The sequence below is a fragment of the Phenylobacterium sp. genome (assembly GCF_041919955.1).
Classification (GTDB): domain Bacteria; phylum Pseudomonadota; class Alphaproteobacteria; order Caulobacterales; family Caulobacteraceae; genus Phenylobacterium.
Genome location: NZ_JAYRSU010000025.1, coordinates 16960 through 40140, shown reverse-complemented (window position 1 = coordinate 40140; position 23181 = coordinate 16960). Strand labels below are relative to the sequence as shown.

Below are 23181 nucleotides of genomic sequence, written 5' to 3'. Positions count from 1 at the left end.
TGCGATGCCGTTCCAGATGATCGCCGACGACGGCTCGCCCCTCGACGCCCATTTGGACGTCGAGGGTCCGGATCTGGTGTTCCACAGCCGCGGCGGCGTGCGTGGCAGGCCGGGCGCCCGCAACCTCGACTATGGACCCGGGCTTCGTCTGCTGCTGCGCCGCGTCCGAGCGGCCGGAGCGCGGCTGGACGGCGCCTGGTTGGACAGCGACGACGTGCGTGGTCTTCCGATCGAGGCGCGTCGCCTCATGGAGGGGTCCGAACTCGCCGCGTCGCCGGACGAGCAGTTCAGCATCCTATCCGGTCGCATGCAGGCCTTCGGCCGTCCGGCCGACGCGCCGTACGGCGGCAGCCACGTCAAGAGGATCCGCCTCCGCGTGACGGGCGCCGGCGTTGACAAGGCCCTCGCCGTCGTCGTCGGGGCGGCGTGGGCGGAGCCGGTCTCGAAGGTGCGGCGGCTGCCCGCCGCGGCGCTGCAGCAGGTCACGGCGGAGCACCTCTGGGAGGCGGTTCAGCGGCTGAGGCGAGACCCGGACGGCCACGCTTTCGGAGAGGCCCGCGAGTTCGACGTCGTCCTGGAGGATGGACGACGGCTCGCGCCCAAGGCGGTCTTCGGCGTCGCCGCCTCCGCTGCCCTCGAGATGGACGTGGGCCCATCGCATTTCACAGGGGGCGTCGACAGCCCCTGTCATCGCGCCTTGAAGGACGCCGGCTTTTCGATCGTCGCCCGCGGCGGCCAGGTCGCAGATCCCGAAGCGCCCGTCTCGGAGGAGGATCGCGTCTGGGTCGAAGGCCGCCCGACGCTGGTCCTTCATCTGCGGCGCGAACGCGCGGCGGGTCTCGCCAAGGCGAAGAAGCAACGCTTCCTCTGCGAACATGGCGCGCTGCGCTGTGAGCGCTGTGGCCTCGATCCCGTTGAGGCCTTCGGGGCGGCCGTCGGTGAGGCCTGTATCGAGGTTCACCACAGCCGGACCGGCGTGGGGGACATGGCCGAGGATCATCATACCCGCCTCGACGATCTGCAGTGCCTCTGTGCGAACTGCCATCGCATCGTCCATGCCCTCATCAGGCTTCGAGGGGCTTGAATTCGGCGCCGCAGGACGCTCGCGTCGGCCGGGGGGGGTTCTGTATTTGTTCTGTTCCGAGTCAGCGGACATCGCGGCGGTCTCGGTCTTGACGGAATCGGCGCGTAGAGAACTCTAGGACTTTGAGAGCTATCGGGATCATGCAGGCCAAACTCTGGAGCGCGAATTCGGATCTGGGCCCGATCGCCCAGCCGATCGATGCGGCGTTGGAGATCGGCGCCTACGAGACCCTGTGGTCGCAGACCAACGCCAGCTTCAAGTCCATCGCCGAACGCTTCGCCAGACAACCCGGTGCGCGTCCGTCTGATCTCGTCCCGGAGGATGAGGCGCGGGAAGCGGGTGCGCGGGTTCTCGCGCGCCTGCGTGGCCGAACGGACAAGCGCTTCGACGTCCGCGTACACGGTGAGGTGGACTACCCGGAGCGGCTGCGTGACGCGACGCACCCGGTCGAGCTCCTGTATTTCCAGGGTGCCTGGGAGCTAATCACCACGCGGTCCGTCGCCGTGGTGGGAACCCGCAGGCCGACCGACGGCGGCGTCCGCCGTACCCGGCAGCTCGTCCAGAAGCTGGTGGCGGACTCATTCACGATCGTCTCCGGGTTGGCGGAAGGCGTCGACACGGCCGCACATGGCGCCGCGATCGACGCCGGTGGCCAGACCATCGCCGTCATTGGAACCCCGTTGGGGCACGTCTATCCGAAGGCGAACGCCGAGCTGCAGGATCGGATCGCGCGGGACTACCTGCTCATCAGCCAGGTGCCGGTCGAGCGCTACGAGGCGCAGAACTCCCGAGTGAACCGGTTCTTCTTCCCGGAACGCAACAAGACCATGTCGGCGATCACAGAGGCGACGATCATCGTGGAGGCCGGAGAGACGTCGGGCACGCTGATCCAGGCTCGCGAGGCGCTCAAGCAGAAGCGCAAACTCTTCATTCTCAACAGCTGCTTCGAGCGGGCCGACCTCACGTGGCCGCATCGGTTCGAACAGGACGGCGCGATCCGGGTCCGCGACTATGACGACATTCGACGAGAGCTGGTCCGGACATCTTCGGAAGGTCGGTGACCTTGAGCGTCCCGATCACTTGGTATCTGACCGCCGATGACAGCTGCGTCTTCTTCGGCGAGTACACGGCGCGTGCTGGCTACGGCCACAGCTCGACCAACCAGTTGATCCACAATCTCAAGAAGAAGCCCGAGCTGGACGGAACACCGCAGTATGTCTGGAAGGCGCGCGCGATCCGGACGGTGGCCGACGCGATCCGCGCCAATCTCAGACCCGACTCACTTCCCGGCCTTACGATCGTACCCGTCCCTCCCTCCACGGCCCCCGGAGAGGCGGGATATGACGACCGTATGGTCCAGGTGGCGCGGGCCATCGCACCCGGAGTGGACGTGCGGGAGGTCCTGGTCACCGTGCAGGGGCGGGAGGCGGCCCATGCCCAGCAGAACCACCGCGATCCGGCGGAGCTTCGCGCCAGCCTCGGCTTCGTGCAGGCGCGCGTCGGCGCGCCCCCGCCGGTCGCCGTGATCCTGGACGACGTGCTGACGACCGGGTGCAGCTTCATGGTCTGCAAGGCCATGCTCGCCGAGCTGTGGCCCGAGACGCGGTTCCTGGGGCTCTTCGTGGCCCGGCGGGTCATCGACAGTGCGGCGGACTTCGACGTCATCGCGCCTGAGGCGTAGGTCCCCCTCGCCGGCCGAGTCGGCCCCCGGTGCGTGGTCACGGGGGCTCGTCAAGCGGACGCAAAGTCGACGCCTTGAGAGGACCTCAGGTCTCCTGCCTCCGTCGTCGTGAAGGTCGCGCAAAGCGGACGCTCCGCGATCCACAACGAATGTCTCGTTCCTGGCGGCAAGCCAAGGTCCGATAGTGGCGCCATGCAGACGGCTGAGAGGCCGCCGGCATGTCGGCATCGCTGCTGCTAGCGGACGAACGCCACCACGCGCGCTGGGGCGGCGCTGCATCGGGCGAGCTTGATCGGGAAAAAGCCGACCATGAAGCCGCTGAGCGGCAGGGCCGCAAGGTTGGTCATCTGCTGCACGATGAAGGCCTCCTGCTGGACGATGGCCTTGTGGCCATCCCAGAGCAGGCTCTTGTCGCCGGTCTCGCGAAACCGTCCGCCCATGACCCCGAACGGCAGGTCCCAGCCGACGGCGTCGGTGCCCAGGATGGTGGCCCCCTGGCCGGTCAGGTGGAGCGTGCTGGCCCGGCTCATGCCGGGCTGGTTGAAGAACTCCGGATCATCGAGCGTGTAGCGTTCCTGGCCGGTCCGGATGAGGACCGCGTCGCCGGGGTTGATCACGCACCCGGTCGCCTTCAGGGCCTCATCGAGCATGGCTATGGTGATCTCCTCGCCGAGCCTGGCCCAGGGGCGGACGTCGAGGACGATGCCTGGCCGATAGAGTTCCTCCAGCGCGATGTCGGTGATGGTGCGAGCCGGCTTGCCGCCGCTGCGCGATCCGCTGTGCAGCGGCGCATCCACATGGGTGCCGCAGTGCGAGGAGAGATCCCCCAAACGCTCAGCGCCCCAGCCCTCGCCGTCCGGGAGATCTTGGTGGCTGCACCCCAGGGACAGGCAGAACTGGTGCTGTCCCTCAGGTTTGGCGGGATGGAAGTAGTCGATAGTGGGCGCGATAATTCCGGCCGCGCTGGCCAGGTGGGGCGGCAGTTTCTCGCGGTTGGCGGGATCGAGGGTGCAGGTCAGGTCAATGAGGCGCATGGGCGTCGCTTTCGTGGGGCGTTGAGACATCGTCGGGGCGAGACAGCATCGATCTGAGCTCGGATTTGAGGACCTTGCCGTAGCTGCTCTTCGGGAGCGCGGGCACGAAGCGGTACGCCTTCGGGCGCTTGTAGCGAGCGAGCTGGGTCAGGCAGTGGCGATCGAGTTCGTCGCTCCCCAATCCGTCGGCGGCGACCACAAAGGCCACGGGGATTTCGCCCCACTCCTCGTCCGGTTGACCGACGATGGCCGCTTCGGCGACCAGCGGATGGGTGAGAAGCACCTCCTCGATCTCGCGGGGATAGATGTTCGACCCGCCGGAGATCAGCATGTCCTTTGAGCGGTCCACCAGGGTCAGCAGGCCCGCCTCGCTCAGTCGTCCGAGATCGCCGGTGCGCAGCCAGCCGTCCTTTAGCGCCGCGGCGCTCGCTTCGGGATTGCTCCAATAGCCGGTCATCAGGACATCGCCGCGAACCAGGACCTCGCCGATCTGGTCGGGCGCGAGCGCCAGGCCGTCGTCGCCCGCGACCGCGATCTCGACGCCGCTCCGCGCGACGCCGACGCTGGCCAGCACCTGATCGCGATCGGGGCGGGCGGTGTCGCCCAGCAGGCGCGAGGGGAGGTGGGCGATGGTGCAGGGCGCCTCGCCCTGGCCATATCCGCCCCAGAGGCGTTCGGCTCCGAAATGGTTGATCGCCGCGCGCAGATCCTCCGCGTACATCGGCGCGCCCCCGAACATCAGCCGTTGGATGTGGGGGATCAGGTCGGCGCGCAGGAGCGCCGGGTCCATCAGGCGGCGAACCAGGGTCGGGACGGCGAAGAACGACGCGCGGCCGGCGAGGGCGAGCGCCTGGTCGAGCTGGTCGGCGCTCAAAGCGCCCTGGGGCAGGATCACTTGCGGGAGCGCCTGGCGGACATAGGCCAGACCGAGCAGGCCCCCGGCGTGGGAGAGCGGCGCCAGGTGAAGCATGGCGTCGTCCCGCGCCGCGCCGCTATCGATCAGGAAGCTGTCGATCATGGCGTTCAGCGATCGATGCGTGAGGATCGCGCCCTTGGGGCGGCCGGTCGTTCCGCTGGTGTAGAACAGCCAGGCCGGCGTCAGGGGCTCGACGTCCTGCGAGGCGATGGGAAGATCGGCGTCGCGCAGGGCGAGATGCTCCGCCGATCCGACCGCGATGACGCGGCAGCGCGCCTCGTCGCGCAGGGCCGGCTCGACATCGGGCGTGGCGAAGCAGACCCCGGCGTCGCAGTCTTCCAGCAGGAAGGCGAACTCGCGCGGATGCAGGCGCGGGTTCATCGGGGCCACGCAGAGACCGGCGTGCCAGGCCCCGAACAGAAGCTCGAAGAAGGCCGGGTCATTGCTCATGGCCAGACCTATGCGCTCGCCGGGCCGCAGGCTCAGACGGCCGGACAGGTTGGCGGCGACCGCTCGGGCGCGCCGTTCGAGAGCGGCGTAGGTCAGGACCGCCCCATCCAGGGTGAGGAGGGCCGGCGAGGCGCCATAGGTCGCCGCAGCGTTGGTCAGGGATGCGGCGATGTTCATCGGATCGGGCTCGCTTCCAGCACCACGACCGAGGCGACCGCCTCCTCGCCGCCGATGAAGCCCCCGCCGTTCTCCACTAGCCCGATCCGCGCCTTCGGCGTCTGCCGCGGTCCGGCCTCGCCGCGGAGCTGGGTGACGACCTCGTGCACCTGGGCCAGGCCCGTGGCGCCGATGGGGTGGCCGTTGCATTCCAGTCCTCCGGAGAGATTGACGGGGATGCGGCCGCCCAGGCTCGTCTCGCCGGCCAGCGCCGAGACGCCGCCCCGGCCTTCGGCCACAAGGCCCAGATATTCGGTCTGAAGGATCTCGCCCGCGGCGGTGGCGTCATGCACCTCCGCCAGATCGACGTCCCGCGGCCCGAGCCCCGCGCGCTCGTAAGCCAGGTTCGCCAGGCGCCGCGTGATCGGCGGTTCCTGGCTCGCGACGCCCTGCCGACGCCCCGAGCCCACGACCGCGGCGGCGATCCGCACCGCGCGCCGGGCCGAGAGGCGCTTCAGCGCCCCCGCCGAGCCGACGACGGCCGCGGCCGCGCCGTTGCCGATCGGTGCGCACATCGGCAAGGTCAGCGGCCAGACGACGGCGCGCGCGGCCAGGATCTCCTCCATCGTGAGCGGCTCGCGCAGCTGGGCGTGCGGATTGAGCGCCGCGTGACGCCGGTTTTTCGCCGCGACCGCGGCCAGGTGCTGTTGGGTCGTGCCGAAGCGGCGCATGTGCTCGCGGGCCAGGCCCGCATAGACGTCCATGAAGATCGAGCGCTCGCCCTGGCCTTCGGCGGCGGCGCCCAGCAGGTCGGCCAATCCCTCGTCTTCGCCCGAAACGTCCAGGGCGCCCTGGAAAAAGGCCTTGCTGGCGGCGCTGTCGCCCACGGCAAGCCGCTCGGCTCCTACCGCTAAGACGATCTCGGCCTCGCCGGCCTGGACCGCGGTCATCGCCAACCTCAACGCCGTGCTGGCGCTGGCGCAGGCGTTCTCGACATTGACGATGGGCAGGGCTTCGAAGCCCAGGGGGCGTAGCGCCACCTGGCCGCGGATCATGTGCTGCCCGCCGAGCGCGCCCTGGCCGGCATTGGCGAAATACACGGCCTCGACGTCCGAAACGGAGAGCTCAGCGTCCCGCAGGCAGGCGTCCACCGCCTGTTGCGTCAAGGATTTCAGCGAGAGGTCGCCGACCCGAGTGAAGGGCGTGCGGCCGACGCCGAGGATGTAGACGTCGTTGGTCATATCAGGCTTCCCGTTGAGGATGGGCGTTCGGCGCCGGCGCCAGGAACAGGGCGGCTGCGAGGAGGTAGCTGGCGATCGCCACGCCAAGCGCGATGCTCAGGGCCGCGGCGCTCCCTAGGTCCTGTAGGCTGTCGCTCAGGACGCCGATGAGGAACGGCCCGCCGCCCAGCCCGACGATGTTCATGACCAGCAGGAGGCTGGCGGACGACAAGGCGCGGCTTTCGGGGCCGGCCAGTTGCTGGACCCCGGTCATCACCGGCGCGAGGATCAGGCTGTGGAAGAAGACCCCTGCGGCCGCCGCGGCGACGAAGGGGCCCGGCGTCGCGGCGGCGCAGGCCGTCCAGAGGAGGGGCGCTGCGGCCAAGACGGAGGCCGAGCACACGATCCGCACCGAATCTCCGCCGCGACGGGCGACGAAGCCGGCGATGACGCCGCCGAGAAGCACCCCGCCGAGGTTGGCCGCGCCGATCGCCTGGCTGAGCGCTTGGTCGAGCCCGTCCGCCCCGCCCGCGAAGCGTCGGTGGAGCAGCGCCGGCAGCCAGGCGAGCGCCCCAAAGCCCGCCACGGCGGCCAGGCTCATCGCCATGGACAAGCGGCGCAGGCCGGCGTTGCGCGCAACGCCGAGCAGATCGGGCCAGAACGGCCGCCTCGCCGCCTGCGCGCGCCGCAACCCTGTTCGCGCCGGCTCGCGGAGGGTCAGCCAGATGACCGCGGCCAGGATCAGGCCAGGGGCGCCAAGGATCACCAGGGCTTGGCGCCAGCCATAGGTTTCGGCCAGAGCGGCCCCCAGGCCCAGGCCGAGCGCCAGGCCGACGGCCGAGCCGCTCGAATAGACGCCGATGGCCGCCGGCAGGCTCCGGGGCGAAAACAGGTCGGCCAGCAGGGCGTGCGCCGGCGGCACGCCGCCGGCCTCGCCGACCCCGACGCCCATGCGGCAGGCCGCCAGAGCGACGAAGGACCCTGCGCGCGCCCCCAGCATGGTCATCAGGCTCCAGACCGCGATCGAGGCGGCGAGCACCCGCTTGCGGCTCGTCCGGTCCGCGAGCAACGCCAGCGGGATCCCGCAGACCGAATAGACCAGCGAAAACGCGAACCCGATCAGAAGGCCCACCTGCGTGTCGGTGAGCTTGAGGTCGGCCTTGATCGCCTCGGCCATCGCCGCCAAGGCGTAGCGGTCCATGAAATTGAGCGCGTAGCTCAGCGTCAGCAGGACCAGGGCGTAGATCGCGGCCGGCCGTGAGGGCCGCGCGTGACCTTGAGCGGGGAGGGGCGGGGCCATGAGCGACGCGCCTAGAAGGCGTATTTCAGGTCGAGGCCGTAGGTGCGCCCGCGGTTGATGCTGCCGACATAGGCGAGGTCCCCGGCGAGCGGGATGACCGCGCCGACATAACGATCGTCGGTCAGGTTCTTGCCCCAGATCTCCAGGCTGAGACGCCGGTCGGAGAAGGGCGAGACGCCGAGCCGGGCGTCCACCGTCTCGTAACCGGGATTGCCGTTCAGCGGATCGTTCTCGGCCCGGTAGAACTCGCGCGCCTGCCAGGCATAGGCGGCCTGGGCGCGGACCTCGCCGCCGTTCGGGAGCTCGCGCGCATAGTTCAACGCCGCCCGCAGCGACCACTTCGGCGCCTGGTTCAGGCGATGGCCGCTGAAGTCCTTGGCGCCGAACAGGAACTGGTCGTAGCGCGCATCCAGGTAAGCCAGGTTGAAGCTCGCCAGCAGGCCCGGCGTCAGCTTCGCGGAGGTTTCAAGTTCGGCTCCATCGATCTTCGCCTTGGCCGCGTTGCGGATGATGATCTGGCCGAGGCCCGCCACGAAGCGGACCTGCAGGTCGTCATAATCCATGTGGAAGACCGACAGGTTGATCCGGGCCCGGTGGTCGAAAAGGGCAGTTTTCACGCCGGCTTCGTAGGACACGACGTTCTCGGGGCCGAAGCTCGGCGATTTCGGCTGGGTGTTGTTGAAGCCGCCGCTCTTGAAGCCCTGGGCCGCCGTCAGATAGACGAACACGTCCTCGGTCGGCTTGAAGTTGAGGCTGACGTCGCCGGTCACCTGCGACCAGCTGTCCTCTAGGTTCTCGATGACGCGCGAACCGCCCCCGGCGGCGGCGAACACGTCGCGATCGATCTCCTTGCGCTCATAGCTGTAACGAAGGCCCGCCTCGATCTCGACGCGGTCGGTGAGCGCGTAGTTGAGGTGGGTGAAGGCCGCGTAGGACGTCGCGGTGTTGGCCGAGCGCGTGCGGCTGGAGGCGACATTGGCGCTCTGGGCCAGGAAGTTCACATCGAACGCGAAGTCGCTCGTCTCGTGATAACCGTAGAGGCCGACCATCCAGTCGAGTCGACCGGTCTTGCCCGAGAGACGCAGCTCCTGGCTGAACTGGTCCGAGGCGATCGCCTGGAAGGAGCGGCTGTCGCGCAGGATCGCCGCGCTGGCGGGGACCAGGCCCCTGGCGATGGCGGCTTGGAACGCGGCGATATTGCTGGCGTCGGCGTCATAGACGACATCGAAATCGAGCTTGCGATAACCGGTCACCGACACCAGTTCGAGGTCGCCGAGGGCTTGGGTGATCGTCAGACCGAAGCCGCCGGCCTCGCGGTTGTATCCCCGCACCGGCAGGTCGAGGGCGACCGTCTCCGGATCCCCATAGTTTCCGCCCTCGACCGACATGTTCTTGAGCGCCGTGGCGCCCTCGGCCCTGGCGTAGTCGACCGAGAGGTCGACGGTGGGTCGGTCGTCCGCTTCGTAGCGGAGCACGCCACGGACGAAGCCGTCCTGCGCTTGGCGTTCGTGGGCGCCGGTCAAGGTGTTGCGCAGGTCGCCGCCGAAATCGGCGTAGTTGAACGACAGCCTGCCGGAGAGCGTTGGCGTCAGACCGCCCTCAATCGAGCCCTTGACCTGATAGGTGTCGAAGTTCGCGACGCTTCCGAAGGCCATACCTTCGGTGGTCTGGCCGGGCTTGCGGGTAATGATGTTGATCGCCCCGGCCGTGGAGTTGCGGCCATAGAGCGTGCCTTGCGGACCTTTCAGGACTTCGATCCGCTCGATGTCGACCAGGGCGAAGAAGTGGCTCTGCGGGCGGCTGAGATAGACCCCGTCCAGATAGATGCCGACCGGTTCGTCCTGCCCACCGTCCTGGCCGCTGATCCCGCGGATGGCGACGATGTTGTTGGCGGCCAGGCGCGCCTCGCCGATCGAGACGTTGGGTACGACCGACTTCAGGTCGGCGATGCTGCGCACGCCTTGCTTCTCGAGCGCCTCGGCGCCGAGGGCGCTGATCGCGCCGGAGGTGGTCTGGAGAGCCGTCTCGCGCTTCTTGGCGACGACGATGACTTCTTCGAGCTCAGCGCCGCCGCCGACCTGGGCGAGGGCCGGCGCCGCGAGCAATGTGGCCAATGCAGTTCCGACCCATAGGGCGTGCGTGATCCTGGGCATGTTCTTCCCCCGTTTGTAGATTCGATTTTCTTGAGCTCAGTCGCGCCGAGAGCGCTTGCCTCAGGCCTGGATCGGCGTTCTCAGCGCGCCGATCGCCGCGGCTCGCAGTTCGACCACCTGGCCCGGCTCGAGCCGCTTGCCCTGTTCGCTCGCCGAGCCATAGGCGGGCGTTCCCGAACCGATCACCTCGCCCGGCACCAGGGGCGAGATCCAGCTGAACTGGGACAGGGCCTCGGCGAAGCTGTGTTGCATGTTGCGTGTGGACCCGCGGGACCAGAGTTCGCCGTCGACGAAGGCCTCCAGCTCCAGCGCCTGGGGATCGCCGATCTCATCGGCGGTGACGATGCAGGGACCCAGGCTGGTGCCGAAGTCCTTGCCCATGCAGGGGCCGGCTCCGGAGGGCTTGACGTCCATCTGGAGGTCGCGCGCCGACCAGTCGTTCATCAGGGTGTAGCCGAAGATGTGGGACCGCGCCTCGTCCGGGCTGAGGTCAGATCCGGCGCGGCCGACGACGACGGCGAGCTCCAGCTCGTAGTCCACCACGCTCACTCGCGAGGGCCAGCGCAAGGGCTCGTCCGGGCCAAGGATCGCATGGTGGTTGCCGTTGTAGTAGCAGGCGCGTCGATAGAGCACCTCGGGGACCTCGAAGGGCGCAGGCGCAGCGCCCGAACCGGCGCCCTGTTCGACGGCCATCTGCGCCATCGCCTTGGCGACAATTTCCAAGTGCTCGATGAACATTCCCGCATCGCGCAACCGCGCCGGTACCGGCAGCGGCGCCTGAAGCTGGACCTCGTTGAGCGCGATGATCGCGCGCTCGGGCGCGACCGCTGCGAGGGCCCGCGCCTGGTCGAGGCCCGCTTCCCCCGCCGCGATGAGGTCCATCATCGACCCGAACGGACCTGCGCCCGTTTGGTCCGCCAAGGTCAGGTCCAGGACATGGGTGTCCGAGACCATCGCGCCGAGCCGCGAGGCGCCCTCCTTGGAGCGGAAGGTGACGAGCTTCATGACCGTTTCCTATTGTGAGTTATGATTCAACTGATTGATGACTCAGTTCTTGTCATAGGGCTCGACACTCGTCAATCTGGTCGTCGATGAGGGTCGGCTAACCAGGCGCGCCGTGCGGCTGCGCTCGCCGCCCTGACGCTGCTGAAAGAGACCTCGATGCCCGCTTCCCCCAAGGCCGCGAAACGTGTGCGCGGCGTCTCCAAGGACCCGGAGATGGCGCGGCGCAAGATCCTCAACTCGGCGATCGACCTGTTCTCGCGGCAGGGCTATCGCGCGACCTCGACCGAGCAGGTCGCCGAGGACGCCGGTTACGGCCAGGCGACCGTGTTCTTCCACTTCAAGACCAAGGAGGGCCTGCTCAAGGCCTGCCTGGACGAGGTGCTTGCAAGAGCCAAGGCCATCGGCGCGCCGGCGGGCGCCTCGGACGGCCCGCTAGGACTGCTGCGCCAGATCGACGATAGTTTTGCGGAAGACCCCACCGCGAATTTCTTCGCGCGGATGGTGGCCGAGGACAGCCAGCAGTTGGAGGTCCGCCCGATCTATGCGGCCTTCCACGATCATATCCGCAGCGGCCTTCGCGACGATCTGGCAAAGCTGTCGGGCCGTGACGGCAAGGACTTGGACCTCATCGCCGGCGCGATGCTCTGCATGTCGATCGGCGTCCACGCTGGGTACAGGATCGATCCGGAAGCGTTTTCCCGCGAGGACTACACGGCCATGCTGATGCTGGTCGGCGACCTCCTCACTCAGCGGGCCCTGAAGCCGGCGACTTGAACCTTGACCGTGGGCGGCCTGAGGCATGTAAAAGGGCTGGCTGGAACGGTCGCCAGCGTCGGGCCGTCACACTGTGGCGTGGGGCGCCAGGTCGTCTTCGGCTTCGCCAAGCTCTGAGCCGCTTCGGCGCCATCCGGGTCTGTTTGCCTCAGTGGACGGCGGGCGATCCTCTTCGATTTGCGCTGGTCGCCACGTCCTTGACGAAGGGCGCTTGGCGCGCCGCACCTCTGCGTCTATGTTCCGCGCCCCAGCCGCCCCCAGGGCGGCCGAGCGCGGGCGTAGCTCAGGGGTAGAGCGTCAGCTTCCCAAGCTGAATGTCGTGGGTTCGAATCCCATCGCCCGCTCCAATTTCTTCAGCACTAGTCCGGCTGATCGCGGCTCATCGCCCGGCGCCGTCCTGCAGGCAGGCGAGGGCCAAGGCTTCGGTGGCGCTGCGGGGTCATCGACGGCGCCCCGTTGATCCACGCCGCGTAAGGTGGGGCGGCGATCCGGCATCAAACCTCGAGAACCGCGCGCGTCCTTGCGCGCCTGCGCCTCTGCAGAAGGCTAGCCCGCGGCGCGGTCCGCTCCAGATGACCATCCGGCTGTGCGAGTCGCGGCCGATCTGGCGGGGTTGGCCTACGGCGTCGAGCTCAAGGTCGATCTCCGAGGCGGCCTGGCCTATCCCTGAGGCGACGCGCCGTCGAGCATGGCCAGGCGCTGGATGCGTGCGGTCTCGGCGAAGATGGCGTCGCGGCGGCTCTCGGGGCTGGAGCTGACCATCTCGGTGGCGACATAGCCGAACTCCACCGCCACCCGCATCCGCAGCCACACCTCGTCGCGGGTGAGGTGCGGCAGCAGCGGCGCGAAGGCCTCGGTCAGCTTGCCGGTGACGTATTCGTGCGAGGCGATGCGCACATGGGTCAGGTTCGGCGTGGCGTGCAGCGAGCGCTCGATCCAGACGCCGCCCGGCTGGGCGCGGGTGATCGCCGCCGTCTCGTGCAGCAGCTCGGCAAGGTGGCCGGCGTAGCCCTCCAGGCCGCGGCCGGCGTGGCGCGCGATCCAGGCGACCAGGGCGTCGTTCTGGCGGTCCATCAGCCGCGTGCCCAGCGCTTCCAGCACTGCGTACTTGTCGGAGAAGTAGTGATAGAGCGTCGGCGGCGTCACGCCCGCCTGGCGGCAGATCAGGTTGGTCGAGATCCGCTCGATGCCGACGTCGGCCAGCAGTTCGCCGGCCACGTCCAGCAGCATCTCCCGCGTCGGCTTCCCGGCCTGGCCGGCCGTCTCCGCCGCTTTCCGTCTCGCCACTGAGGCTCCCTTCATTCACCGCGCCAGGTCATGCGTGACCACCGCGCCGGCCTTCGTCAACCCTGCCGGCGCGCTCGATCACGCGGCTGTTGACGATTATAGCGATGACTATAATATAGCGATAGCTATAGCTCAATAACCGAGGGGAATCGGATGCGGGGGAAGCAAGCGGGCCTGCTGGCCGGGGTGTCGGCGATGGCGCTGTTCTGCGCGGGCGCGGCCTACGCGCAGGCGGGCGATGACGTGACGACGGTCGAGGACATCGTGGTCACCGCCCAGAAGCGGGAGCAGAGCCTTCAGAGCGTGCCGGTGGCGGTGACCGCCTATACCGGCGAGACGATGCAGAACCTCGGTGTGAAGTCGAGTTCGGACATCGCCAGCGTTGTGCCCAACGTCGAGATCGGCCTGCCGGGCGGCGAGGGCAACCAGCCCCTGATCTACATCCGCGGCGTCGGCCTTTCCGACACCAGCTCCAACAACGCCGGTCCGAACGGCGTCTATGTCGACGAGGTCTATGTCAGCTCGCCCGGCGCCCAGACCTTCCAGATCTTCGACCTCGAGCGCGTCGAGGTGCTGAAGGGGCCGCAGGGCACGCTCTACGGCCGCAACGCCACCGGCGGGGCGATCAACTTCATCTCGGCCAAGCCGACCGAAGAGTTCACGGCCAAGGCCATGCTCTCCTACGGCTCGTTCGACACCGTGACCGGCGAGGCGGCGGTCGGCGGGGCGGTCAATGACGCGGTCCGCGTGCGCCTGGCGGCGAGCGGCGCGCGCTCGGACGGCTATATCCGCAACGACCTGACCGGCGGCCGCGAGAACGGCAAGGGCTACTTCGCGCTGCGCGGCCTGATGGCGGTGGACTTCAGCGAGAACCTCGACGCCCTGTTCAGCCTGCATGGCGGGAAGGTCGACGTGCGTGCGCCGCAGTACCGGAGTCTGGGCGTCCTCGATCCGGCGACCGGCGCGCCCTGCGCGATCACCGCCATTCAGGCCGGCGCCTGCGGCAACGTCCTGGGCTATGTCAGCCCCAGCAGCTTCTACCGCGGCGCCTACGACCGCCGCGAGAAGCTGGAGGTCGAGAACTGGGGCGCCTCGGCGCGCTTCAACTGGAACCTGGGCGAGGTCACCCTCACCTCGATCACCGCCTACGACTACAACGACAAGATTCACCGAGAGGACACCGACGCCAGTCCCCTGGCCCTGATGGCCATCGACTACGGCGTGCGTTCGCACACCTTCACCCAGGAGGTGCGGCTGTCGGGCAAGGGCGAGCGGACCGACTGGGTGGCCGGCGCCTATTACCTCAGCGAGACCCTCAAGCAGAACCAGACCGTGGACCTGTTCCGCGAGTTGCGGGTCCTGACGCCGGGCGGCGGCGCCGACCCGGCCGGCGACTCCACCGGCGGCGCGCCAGTGCTGTTCGCCCGCGCCCTCAACACCCAGAAGACCGAGGCCGCGGCGCTGTTCGGCCAGATCGAGTACGCCATCACGCCGCAGCTGCGGGCGACGGTGGGCGCGCGATACAACTACGAGGAAAAGCAGTTCAGCGCGGCCGGCCGGTTCGAGGACGCGCTGATCGGCGGGACGCCGATCCCTGGCGGCGTCCTGCCGCTCTACGCCTTCGACCAGAGCGCCAAGTTCGAGAACGCCTCGTTCAAGATCGGCCTGGACTACGATCTCGCCGAGCGGGTGATGGTCTATGGCAGCGTTTCGACCGGCTTCAAGAGCGGCGGCTTCAACGGCGGCTTCCTCTCCTTCGATCCCATCGAGGCGGCCCGCCAGGCCCAGCCCTTCGACGAAGAGACCCTGACCGCCTACGAGGCCGGCCTGAAGTCGACCCTGCTGGAAGGGCGCGTGCGCCTCAATGCGGCGGCGTTCTATTACGACTACAAGGACCTGCAGCTCTACACTCTGGTCAATACCGGCGCCCTGCCGTTGCAACTGCTCGACAACGCCGCCGACGCCACGATCTACGGCGCCGAGGTCGAGCTGGTCGCCAAGCCGGTCCAGCACCTGGACGTGACCATGAACCTCGGCCTGCTCGACACCAAGATCGAAGACTTCGTCAGCGCCGGCGCCGACTTCTCGGGCAACCAGCTGGCGCTGTCGCCGAAGGTCACCTTCAGCGGCGTGGCCAGCTACGAAATCCCGCTCGAGGCCATGAGCGCGGCGGTGGTGCTGCAGTCTTCGGTGTCCTACCGCAGCAGTCAGTTCTTCTCGGCCGACAACGCCCCGCTGCTGTCCCAGGACGGCTACTGGCTGGTCGGCGGCCGCATCGCCCTGCGCTCGGACGACGGCCGCTGGGAGGCGGCGATCTTCGGACGCAACCTGACGGCCGAGCGCTATGTGAACTACGCCGTGGACCTGTCGGACTTCGGCTTCATCGAGCAGAATATCGGCGAGCCGCGGTCGTTCGGCGTCGAATTCAAGGTGGCGTACTGATCCATGAGAGTGCTGGCCGTACTGTCGTCGGCGCTGGTCCTGGCCGCATGCCAGGGCCAGCCGCCGGCCAAGCCCCTGACGCCGGCGGAGAGCGCCGCCCTGAAGCCGGCCGACGCGCGGCTGGCCGGGCTCTACGAGCAGTCGTGCAAGTCCTGCCATACAGTCGCCGATACCGGCGCGCCGCTGACCGGCGACCGCACGCAGTGGGACGTCCGCTGGAAGAAGGGCGAGGCGGCCCTGCTGGCGAGCGCCGTCAACGGGCTGAACGGGATGCCGGCGGGGGGGCAGTGCTTCTCGTGCACGCCTGACGACTTCAAGGCGCTGATCGCCTTCATGGCTGGGAGGGAATGATGTCCAAGGTCTCGAGACGCGTCCTGCTGGCCGGCGCAGGCGTGACGGGCCTCGCCGCCGTCGGCGCGGGCTCTCTGGTCGGCCGGCGCATGTGGCTCGACCGCGAGGCGGCCGCTTTGCCGGCCCAGGACGCGCAAGGCCGCCTGCTCTGGAGCAACTGGTCGGGCGTCGCCCATTCCTATCCGGCCCGCCGCGCCGCGCCGAAAAGCGAGGACGAGCTGCTGGACGTGCTCAAGACCTCGCCGGGGCCGGTCCGGCCGGTCGGAGCCGGTCACTCCTTCACCGCGCTCGCCCCCACCGACGGCACTCTGCTGACCCTCGACGGCATGACGGGCCTCGTCTCGCACGACGCGACGACCCACCGCGCGGTGGTGCGGGCCGGCACGCGCCTGGCCGATCTCGGCCCCGCGCTCGCCGCCGTCGGACAGGAAATGATCAACCTGCCGGACATCAACAAGCAGTCCGTCGGCGGCGCCATCGGCACCGGCACCCACGGCACCGGCAAGGGCATCCAGGCGATCCACGGCTCGGTCGTGGCGCTGCAGATCGCCACCCCGACCGGCGAGCTGATCGACTGCGACGCCCAGACAAGGCCCGAGGTGTTCAACGCCGCGCGCGTCGGTCTGGGCGCCTTCGGCGTCGTCACCCAGGTCACCCTGCAGAACCAGCCGCTCGGCCGGGTGGTCAAGCGCACCCAGGTGCGGCCGCTGGACGAGGTGATCGAGGACTGGCCGACCTTGACCCGCCGCCATCGCAACGTCGAGTTCTACGCCGTGCCGTTCACCGGCTACGCCGCGGTGATCACCAACGACGTGACCGACATGCCGGTGAAGCCGCGCGGGCCGGACCAGGACACAGACACCCTGATGGCGCTGAAGCAGCTGCGCGACCTCTTCGAGTTCACGCCCTCGCTCCGCCGCAGCATCGCTCAGAAGGAGTTCGCGAAGATTCCGCCGGAAGAGGTGGTGGACGAAGGCTGGAAGCTGCTCTCCAACGAGCGGCCGGTCCGCTTCAACGAGATGGAGTACCATCTTCCGATCGAGGCCCAGGTCCCGGCCCTGCGCGAGGTGCTGAAGGCCATCGAGACTCAGCGCGGCGACGTCTTCTTCCCGATTGAGGTGCGGATCATCGCCCCCGACGACGCCTGGCTCTCGCCGTTCTATGGGCGCGAGTGCGGCTCGGTCGCGGTCCACGCCTACTACAAGGACGACTACGACTTCTTCTTCAGCATCATCGAACCGATCTTCCGCCGCCATGGCGGGCGGCCTCACTGGGGAAAGCTGCATTCGCTGAAGGCCCGCGACCTGGCTGGGATCTATCCCCGCTGGCGCGAGGCCGGCGAGGTCCGGCGCGCCCTCGACCCCCAGGGCCGGATGCTGAACGATTATCTGAAGGGGATCTTCCTCGATGGCTGACGACACCCGCAGCCGCCGCTGGACCCGGCGGGCGGCGTTCATCGGCGGCGGTGCGGCGGTCCTCGGTGCGGGCGCCGTGCTGGCCTCGCGCAAGGGCGACGCCGGCGGCGGCCACGACGCCTACTTCGTCACGCTGTCCCAGGCGTTGCGGAAGGCTGGCCTCGCCCATCCCGTCCTGGTCATCGACCAGCGCCGCCTGGACCAGAACATCGCCACGGCGCGCGAGGCGCTGGCGCCGAAGAAGCTGCCCCTGCGCATCGTCGTGAAGTCGCTGCCCGCCCAGGGCCTGATCGACCATGTGGCGCGCGGCATGGCGACCGAGCGTTTCATGGTCTTCAACGGCTCCATGCTCCAGACCATGGCTGCGCGTCCCGGCGCCGACCTGCTGCTGGGCAAGCCGCTGCCGGCGGCCGAGTTCGCCGAAATCCTGGCCAGGATCGGCCCCGAGCCGATGGGCCGCATCCAGTGGCTGATCGACACGCCCCAGCGCCTCAAGGCCTATGCCGAGATCGCCAAGACCGCCGGCGTCCCACTGCGGACCAGCTTCGAGATCGACGTCGGTCTTCACCGCGGCGGCTTCCCGGACGTGCAGGCCCTGGCCCAGGCGCTGGCCCAGGCGCGCGAGCTGCCGGGCGTCTCGGTCGAGGGGCTGATGGGCTACGATCCGCACGTCCCGGCGATGAGCGACCCCGACGCGGCCTACGCCCAGTCTCAGGATCGCTATCGCGCCGCCATCGCGGCGCTGCGCAAGAGCGTCGGCGACAAGCCGCTGACCCTGAACGGCGCCGGCAGCCCGACCTACGCCTTCCACGCCAAGGGCACGGTCGCCAACGAAGTCTCGGTCGGCTCGGCCTTCGTCAAGCCGGGGCATTTCGACGTCCCGGGCCTGGCGCGCCACATCCCGGCGGCCTTCATCGCCACCCCGGTGATCAAGGCGCTGGACCGGATGCGGCTGCCGGGGAACGAGTGGCTGTCGGGACCGCTGAACTTCATGGACCCGAACACCAAGCGGGCGTTCTTCATCTACGGCGGTAACTGGCTGGCCACGCCGCTGTCGCCCCCGGGACTGGAGTTCAGCACCCTGTTCGGCCGCTCCAGCAACCAGGAACTCCTGACCGGCTCCGACAAGGTCACGCTGAAGCCCGACGACTACGTTTTCCTGCGGCCGACTCAGAGCGAGGCGCTGTTCCTGCAGTTCGGCGACATCGCCCTGTTCGACGGCGAGAAGATCACCGGCTTCTGGCCGACCTTCGCGGTCTCGGCCTGACGTCTTCGGCGCAGGTGCGTTTCACAGCACTTTGTTGGTCGAACGCTGTTGCGCCGGGGGCGTCGATATGGTGTACCAGAGGTTAACGTAGGCGGGGGTCGCCTGCGACAAGCTCGGAATTTCATCATGAAGCTCAAGTCGATCGCCGCGGCCGTCACGCTGCTCGCGGCCGGCGCGGCTGCGCACGGCGCCTCCGCCTCGGTCCTGCTGTTCGAAGATTTCAACTCCGCGACCCAGGGCCTGAACTGGGGCGGCAACGCCAACTTCAACGTCGGCAGCCCGCCCGGATCGGTCGACCTGATCGGCACGGGCTTCTTCGATCTCTATCCCGGACACGGCAACTACGTCGATCTCGACGGCTCGACGGGCAACGGCAACAACCCCGCCGGCCAGCTGATCTCGACTCAGGTGTTCGGCGCGGGCACCTACACGCTCGAGTTCCTGCTCGGCGGCAACAACCGCGGCGCCGGCGCGCGCACCACCACCTTCTCGATCGGCAACTGGTCGACCGTGGTTGGTCCGCTGGCCTCGAATTCGGGTCTGAACGCTTATTCGTTCACCTTCACCACCACGGGCGGGGCGCTGAACATCACCCAGACCGGCCCCTCGAACCAGCAGGGCAACGTCATCGACGACATCAAGGTCTCGGCGGTTCCGGAACCGACGACCTGGGCGATGATGATCGTGGGCTTCGGCGTCGCCGGCGCCATGGTCCGCAGCCGCCGCAAGCTCGCGCTCGCCGCCTAAGGCGACTGCTTCGAGAGATTAAGGGCCCGTCCTCCTCGCGGAGGGCGGGCCTTTTCCGCTGGTCGGTTAGGGGCGAAAGGCGAGGATTGCGCTCATCCCATCTGACCGTCGATCGAGCGTGAGCTCGCCGCGAAGGTTCGAGGCCATGGCCCTCACGACCTTGCTGCCCAGGCCGCTGCCTCTCGGCGCTGCTCCTGGGTCGAAGCCGGGGCCGTCGTCCTGGACTTCCAAGCGCACTGCGCCGTCGGCCGTATCGGAGATAAGAATCCTGACCTCTCCGGGCGCGTCCGGTGCATAGGCGTACTTGCAAGCGTTGGTGACCAGCTCCGCCACGATCACACCCAGGGACACCGCAGCATCAGTCCGCACCAGCGCGCAGGCGCCGGACAGCGTCACCGTGCGGGGAGCCTGCGGCGAAGAACTTGTTTCGGTCAGATCGCGCGCGAGGCCTTCGAGATAGTCGACTAGGTCCACAGTCGCGACATCGTCGGAGGTGTAGAGGCGGCGATGCACTTGTCCGATGGCGTGAATGCGGCTTTGGGTATCGACCAGAGCTGCACGGGCGTTGTGGTCCTGCAGAGCCGACGCCTGCATCCTGACCAGCGCCGAGACCATTTGCAGGCTGTTGGCGACGCGATGGTTCACCTCGGCGAGCATCGCGCTTTGACGGGCGACCAGCGCTTCCAGGCGCCGGTTGGTTTCCTGAAGCGCCTCTTCGGCTCGCCGCTTGGCGGTCTGCAGTCGCAGCTGCGCCAGCGCCTGGTCGAAACTGCTGCCGAGCAGGTCGAAGAAGTGCTCGTCGGTGGACTTGACCACATAGTCCGATGCTCCGGCTTTGAGCGCGGCCACCGCGACGCGGCTTTCCTCCGAGCCGGTCACGTAGATGACCGGCGTCTGGGGAGCGATCTGGCGAATCTGCTCGAGCGTGCTCAAGCCGTCAAGGCCAGGCATATAGTGGTCGATCGCGATCACGTCGAAACCACGGGATTCGGCCAAGCTCACGCCCTCGTGGCCATCCGCTGCAGGCGTGATCTCGAAGCCGAGCGGCTTCAGGCGGCGCGAAACCAGACGGCGCAACCCATCGTCGTCGTCGATATACAGAACCTGCGCCATAGACTGCATCAGGCGCCGACCTGGATTTCCGGCACCTGGATCACCGATAGGAACAGACCGAGCTGGCGGATCGCCTGCGCGAAGTTCTCATAATCGACGGGCTTGGTGATGTAGACGTTGCAGCCCAGGTCATAGCATCGCTGGATTTCGACCTTGTCGTCGGTCGTGGTCAGCACGACGACGGGCGTGCGCTTCAGCCGCTCATCGCTCTTGATGTTGGCCAAGATGTCCGTCCCGCTCATGTCCGGCAGGTTGAGGTCCAGCAGGATCAGCGCGGGGCCGTTCAACATCGGACCTTCCTCGGCATGATAAAGGAATTGCAGCGCTGTGCCGCCATCGGTGAAATGCCTGATTTCATTGGAGATGCCGGCGCGACGGATGTTCTTCTCAATGAGGCGCGCATGGCCTTCGTCGTCTTCGATCATGACGATGGTCACGGGTTGCTGTTGGCTCATGCGCTCGGTCCTTTAAGCCCCGCCGTTGAGGGGAGGGAAATGCGAAATGTCGCGCCGCGGCCCAAGTCCGAGCTGCAGGTGATTATGCCGCCCAGGCGGTAAACAAGCGCCCTAACGTGGGCCAGCCCAAGACCTTCTCCCGGCTGGTCTTGGGTTCCGGCGCGGCGAAAGAGTTCGAAAATCCGTTCGTGGTCCTTGGCGGCCACGCCGCGACCGTTGTCTTCGACCTCATAGACCACGCGCCCATGTTCCTGCCAGCCGCGCAGCACGATCCGCCCGGGCCGCTCGGGGCTCAGATACTTGACGGCGTTGTCGAGCAGGTTGCTGAAAACCTGTTCGATTGCGAGGCGATCGGAAACGATGTCGGGAAGTACGCCCTCGATCTGGATTTCGGCGTGCTTCTCATTCAGGCGATGGCGCACGGTTTCGGCGACGCCGCCCAGCAAGGCCGACATGTTCAACGGCTCTGGGGTGATGATCCGCTGCCCTTCGCGCGAGAGCTTCAGAATGGCGTTAATCAGTCGATCCATCTTCTGGGTCGAGCCCCGGATGAAGTCGATTGCCTCGGGAAGATCCTCGCGAACCGCGGCCCGCGCCTCATTGCTGACCAGGGTCGGAGCCTCTGCTTCAGTGCGCTCCAGCAGGTCGCGCAGCGGCGGCAAGCTGGCGCTGAGTTCGCTCGTGAATCCCAGCACGTTGACCAGGGGCGAGCGCAGGTCGTGGCTGACGATGTAGGCGAAGCGCTGGATTTCGTCGTTGGCGCGCTGCAGGTCGGACGTCCGCTCCCTAACCGCGTCCTCCAGGCCTGCGTTCAGCTTGGCCAGCTCAATGTGGGACCGGGTAAGCTGGAACATGATCCGGCTGACGATCGATACAGCCGTGACTGCGACGATGATCAACAGGACTGCTGCCCCGATGAGCGCCGCGACGAGGCGCGTTCCAATGGCCTGTTGCCGATCCGCACGCGCGCCGAGGAGCCGCGTCTCGTCCTCGACCATCGCGCGCGTCAAGGTCCGCAACTCGAACACGGCTTCGGCGCTGCCGTCCTGCTCGAATTCGGCCAGGGCTCGCGCCCGCTGACCGCTTTGCACCAGCGTGATGGAGCGTTCCATCATCTGAATGCGGCTCGTGTTGAGCGTGGAGATGCGAGCTAGTCGGGCCTGTTGTCGCGGGTTGTCCGCAGTCAGGGTCTGCAGTCGCCCAATACGCTGCGGCAGTTCGGTCGTCGCGGCGCGGAAGGCTTCTTCGAAGCGCCTGTCCGCTTTGAGCAGATATCCGCGCCGCGCGGTTTCGGCGCGTTCACTGGCGACGCCCAGGTCGGAAATTTCACGCACCACGAGGTGAGTGTGGCTAACGAGGGCGCCATAGGTCTTGTACTGGCCGACCGTCCAGGCGGCGAGGCCGACGACGGCGCCGAGCGCCAAAAAACCCAAAACCAGACCGATCAAGGCGAGCCGATTGAAGGCGATCTGCGTCCGCCCGCGTGCGCTGTCTCCCGTCCGCGTCATGCAAACCCTTTCAACCGATCGCGGCAGTAGCAGAGGCCACGGATGTTTATAGTCAGGTATCCGACATTGCTGCGCCGCTTCGGACTTCAGCCCTTCAGCACCAGCGGCAGGCCGGCGGCGACCAGAACGGCGCGGCTGGCGGCTGCGGCCATGGCCTGGTTCATCCAGCCGGCCTCGTCACGAAACCGTCGGGCCAGGGCGTTGTCGGGCACGATCCCCTGGCCGACCTCGTTGCTGACCACGAAGATCTCCGCCGCACTGGCGGCGAGGGCCTGGCTCAGCTCGCGCGTCGCCGCGCCGACGTCGAGGTCGCCCAGCATCAGATTGCTGAGCCACAGGGTCAGGCAGTCGACCACCGCGACCTCGCCGGCGGCGAGGCCTCGCACTGCGGCGGCCAGATTGAGCGGCTCTTCGACCGTGGCCCAATCTTCGCCCCGCTCGGCCCGGTGGCGCGCGATCCGCTGCGTCATTTCCTCATCCAGGGCCTGGGCCGTCACGATCATCACGCGGCGGGAGCCAGGACGCGCAAGCGCTTGCTCCAGCGCGTATCGCGTCTTCCCCGAGCGCGCGCCGCCGATCACGAAGGTGAAGCTCATCTGTTGACGCTCCGCTTGCGGCGGCCTAGTCCACGCCCCGCATCAGGTTCCCCGCAAGGGGAATAATAGGGAACTCAGGTGGAAGACCTGGGCTGCCCCCGCAACTGTGAGCGGCGAGCCCGCGCGTCATAGGCCACTGGACGGAAGTCTGGGAAGGCGGCGCGCACCGGCTGTGACCCGTGAGCCAGGAGACCTGCCTGACGCGGTCGTCCTTCGTATGCTCGGTG

The 23181-nt window shown here is 68.0% G+C and carries 20 protein-coding genes, 1 tRNA gene and 1 riboswitch; of the genes, 10 read left to right on the top strand and 11 right to left on the bottom strand.

Features of this window, described 5'->3' with window-relative positions; translation table 11 throughout:
• The first annotated feature begins 4 nt into the window (after positions 1-4).
• The 3 genes from ACE3T2_RS18090 to ACE3T2_RS18080 all read left to right on the top strand — a co-directional run bounded on the left by ACE3T2_RS18090 (position 5) and on the right by ACE3T2_RS18080 (position 2765).
• Positions 5-1084, top strand: coding sequence for a hypothetical protein (locus ACE3T2_RS18090; RefSeq protein WP_374659907.1), 1080 nt, complete (start codon positions 5-7; stop codon positions 1082-1084).
• Between the two features lie 140 nt (positions 1085-1224).
• On the top strand, positions 1225-2145 hold the full coding sequence (locus ACE3T2_RS18085; protein ID WP_374659905.1) for a DNA-processing protein DprA: 921 nt from the start codon (positions 1225-1227) through the stop codon (positions 2143-2145).
• A complete protein-coding gene (locus ACE3T2_RS18080) occupies positions 2142-2765 on the top strand; it encodes a hypothetical protein (RefSeq protein WP_374659903.1) in 624 nt (207 codons plus the stop codon). The genes ACE3T2_RS18085 and ACE3T2_RS18080 overlap by 4 nt, the downstream gene beginning before the upstream one ends.
• 236 nt (positions 2766-3001) lie before the next feature.
• Here ACE3T2_RS18080 and ACE3T2_RS18075 read toward each other — a convergent pair whose 3' ends face one another.
• The 6 genes from ACE3T2_RS18075 to ACE3T2_RS18050 all read right to left on the bottom strand — a co-directional run bounded on the left by ACE3T2_RS18075 (position 3002) and on the right by ACE3T2_RS18050 (position 10999).
• Positions 3002-3799, bottom strand: a complete 798-nt coding sequence (locus ACE3T2_RS18075) for a cyclase family protein (protein WP_374659901.1) — start codon at positions 3797-3799, stop codon at positions 3002-3004.
• The gene (locus ACE3T2_RS18070; RefSeq protein ID WP_374659899.1) at positions 3786-5342 is read right to left on the bottom strand and encodes a class I adenylate-forming enzyme family protein; all 1557 of its coding nucleotides are present in this window, start codon (positions 5340-5342) and stop codon (positions 3786-3788) included. Before ACE3T2_RS18070 ends, ACE3T2_RS18075 begins: the two co-directional genes overlap by 14 nt.
• Positions 5339-6562 carry a thiolase family protein gene (locus tag ACE3T2_RS18065; RefSeq protein WP_374659897.1) on the bottom strand — a complete coding sequence of 408 codons (1224 nt, stop codon included), beginning with the start codon at positions 6560-6562 and terminating at the stop codon, positions 5339-5341. Before ACE3T2_RS18065 ends, ACE3T2_RS18070 begins: the two co-directional genes overlap by 4 nt.
• 1 nt (position 6563) lies before the next feature.
• Positions 6564-7841 (bottom strand): MFS transporter, encoded by a 1278-nt coding sequence (locus ACE3T2_RS18060; RefSeq protein ID WP_374659895.1) that lies wholly within the window; start codon positions 7839-7841, stop codon positions 6564-6566.
• An 11-nt stretch (positions 7842-7852) separates the two neighbouring features.
• A complete protein-coding gene (locus tag ACE3T2_RS18055; protein WP_374659893.1) occupies positions 7853-9955 on the bottom strand; it encodes a TonB-dependent receptor in 2103 nt (700 codons plus the stop codon).
• Positions 9956-10054: 99 nt separating this feature from the next.
• Positions 10055-10999 carry a fumarylacetoacetate hydrolase family protein gene (locus ACE3T2_RS18050; protein WP_374659891.1) on the bottom strand — a complete coding sequence of 315 codons (945 nt, stop codon included), beginning with the start codon at positions 10997-10999 and terminating at the stop codon, positions 10055-10057.
• A gap of 156 nt (positions 11000-11155) precedes the next feature.
• Between ACE3T2_RS18050 and ACE3T2_RS18045 the strand changes: the two genes are divergently transcribed.
• On the top strand, positions 11156-11773 hold the full coding sequence (locus tag ACE3T2_RS18045; RefSeq protein WP_374659889.1) for a TetR/AcrR family transcriptional regulator: 618 nt from the start codon (positions 11156-11158) through the stop codon (positions 11771-11773).
• A 272-nt stretch (positions 11774-12045) separates the two neighbouring features.
• Positions 12046-12120: transfer RNA gene (locus ACE3T2_RS18040), tRNA-Gly, on the top strand.
• Positions 12121-12433: 313 nt separating this feature from the next.
• Here the strand turns inward: ACE3T2_RS18040 and ACE3T2_RS18035 are convergent.
• On the bottom strand, positions 12434-13060 hold the full coding sequence (locus tag ACE3T2_RS18035) for a TetR/AcrR family transcriptional regulator (RefSeq protein WP_374659887.1): 627 nt from the start codon (positions 13058-13060) through the stop codon (positions 12434-12436).
• A gap of 153 nt (positions 13061-13213) precedes the next feature.
• On the opposite strand from ACE3T2_RS18035, the gene ACE3T2_RS18030 reads away from it, so the two are divergent.
• The 5 genes from ACE3T2_RS18030 to ACE3T2_RS18010 all read left to right on the top strand — a co-directional run bounded on the left by ACE3T2_RS18030 (position 13214) and on the right by ACE3T2_RS18010 (position 19282).
• Positions 13214-15502: a TonB-dependent receptor gene (locus ACE3T2_RS18030; protein ID WP_374659885.1), complete on the top strand. Its 2289-nt coding sequence runs from the start codon at positions 13214-13216 to the stop codon at positions 15500-15502.
• A gap of 3 nt (positions 15503-15505) precedes the next feature.
• Positions 15506-15853, top strand: coding sequence for a cytochrome c5 family protein (locus ACE3T2_RS18025; RefSeq protein ID WP_374659883.1), 348 nt, complete (start codon positions 15506-15508; stop codon positions 15851-15853).
• Complete coding sequence (locus ACE3T2_RS18020; protein ID WP_374659881.1) at positions 15853-17268, top strand: D-arabinono-1,4-lactone oxidase; 1416 nt, start codon at positions 15853-15855, stop codon at positions 17266-17268. The genes ACE3T2_RS18025 and ACE3T2_RS18020 overlap by 1 nt, the downstream gene beginning before the upstream one ends.
• Positions 17261-18535 carry an alanine racemase gene (locus tag ACE3T2_RS18015; protein WP_374659879.1) on the top strand — a complete coding sequence of 425 codons (1275 nt, stop codon included), beginning with the start codon at positions 17261-17263 and terminating at the stop codon, positions 18533-18535. The genes ACE3T2_RS18020 and ACE3T2_RS18015 overlap by 8 nt, the downstream gene beginning before the upstream one ends.
• Before the next feature lie 126 nt (positions 18536-18661).
• Positions 18662-19282, top strand: coding sequence for a PEPxxWA-CTERM sorting domain-containing protein (locus ACE3T2_RS18010; RefSeq protein WP_374659877.1), 621 nt, complete (start codon positions 18662-18664; stop codon positions 19280-19282).
• A 66-nt stretch (positions 19283-19348) separates the two neighbouring features.
• Here ACE3T2_RS18010 and ACE3T2_RS18005 read toward each other — a convergent pair whose 3' ends face one another.
• The 4 genes from ACE3T2_RS18005 to cobU all read right to left on the bottom strand — a co-directional run bounded on the left by ACE3T2_RS18005 (position 19349) and on the right by cobU (position 22954).
• Positions 19349-20395 carry a sensor histidine kinase gene (locus ACE3T2_RS18005; RefSeq protein ID WP_374659875.1) on the bottom strand — a complete coding sequence of 349 codons (1047 nt, stop codon included), beginning with the start codon at positions 20393-20395 and terminating at the stop codon, positions 19349-19351.
• An 8-nt stretch (positions 20396-20403) separates the two neighbouring features.
• Positions 20404-20850: a response regulator gene (locus tag ACE3T2_RS18000; protein ID WP_374659873.1), complete on the bottom strand. Its 447-nt coding sequence runs from the start codon at positions 20848-20850 to the stop codon at positions 20404-20406.
• Positions 20847-22358, bottom strand: coding sequence for a CHASE3 domain-containing protein (locus ACE3T2_RS17995; RefSeq protein WP_374659871.1), 1512 nt, complete (start codon positions 22356-22358; stop codon positions 20847-20849). The genes ACE3T2_RS18000 and ACE3T2_RS17995 overlap by 4 nt, the downstream gene beginning before the upstream one ends.
• A gap of 86 nt (positions 22359-22444) precedes the next feature.
• On the bottom strand, positions 22445-22954 hold the full coding sequence (gene cobU, locus ACE3T2_RS17990) for a bifunctional adenosylcobinamide kinase/adenosylcobinamide-phosphate guanylyltransferase (RefSeq protein ID WP_374659869.1): 510 nt from the start codon (positions 22952-22954) through the stop codon (positions 22445-22447).
• Positions 22955-22981: 27 nt separating this feature from the next.
• Positions 22982-23170: riboswitch (cobalamin riboswitch) on the top strand.
• Positions 23171-23181: the final 11 nt, after the last annotated feature.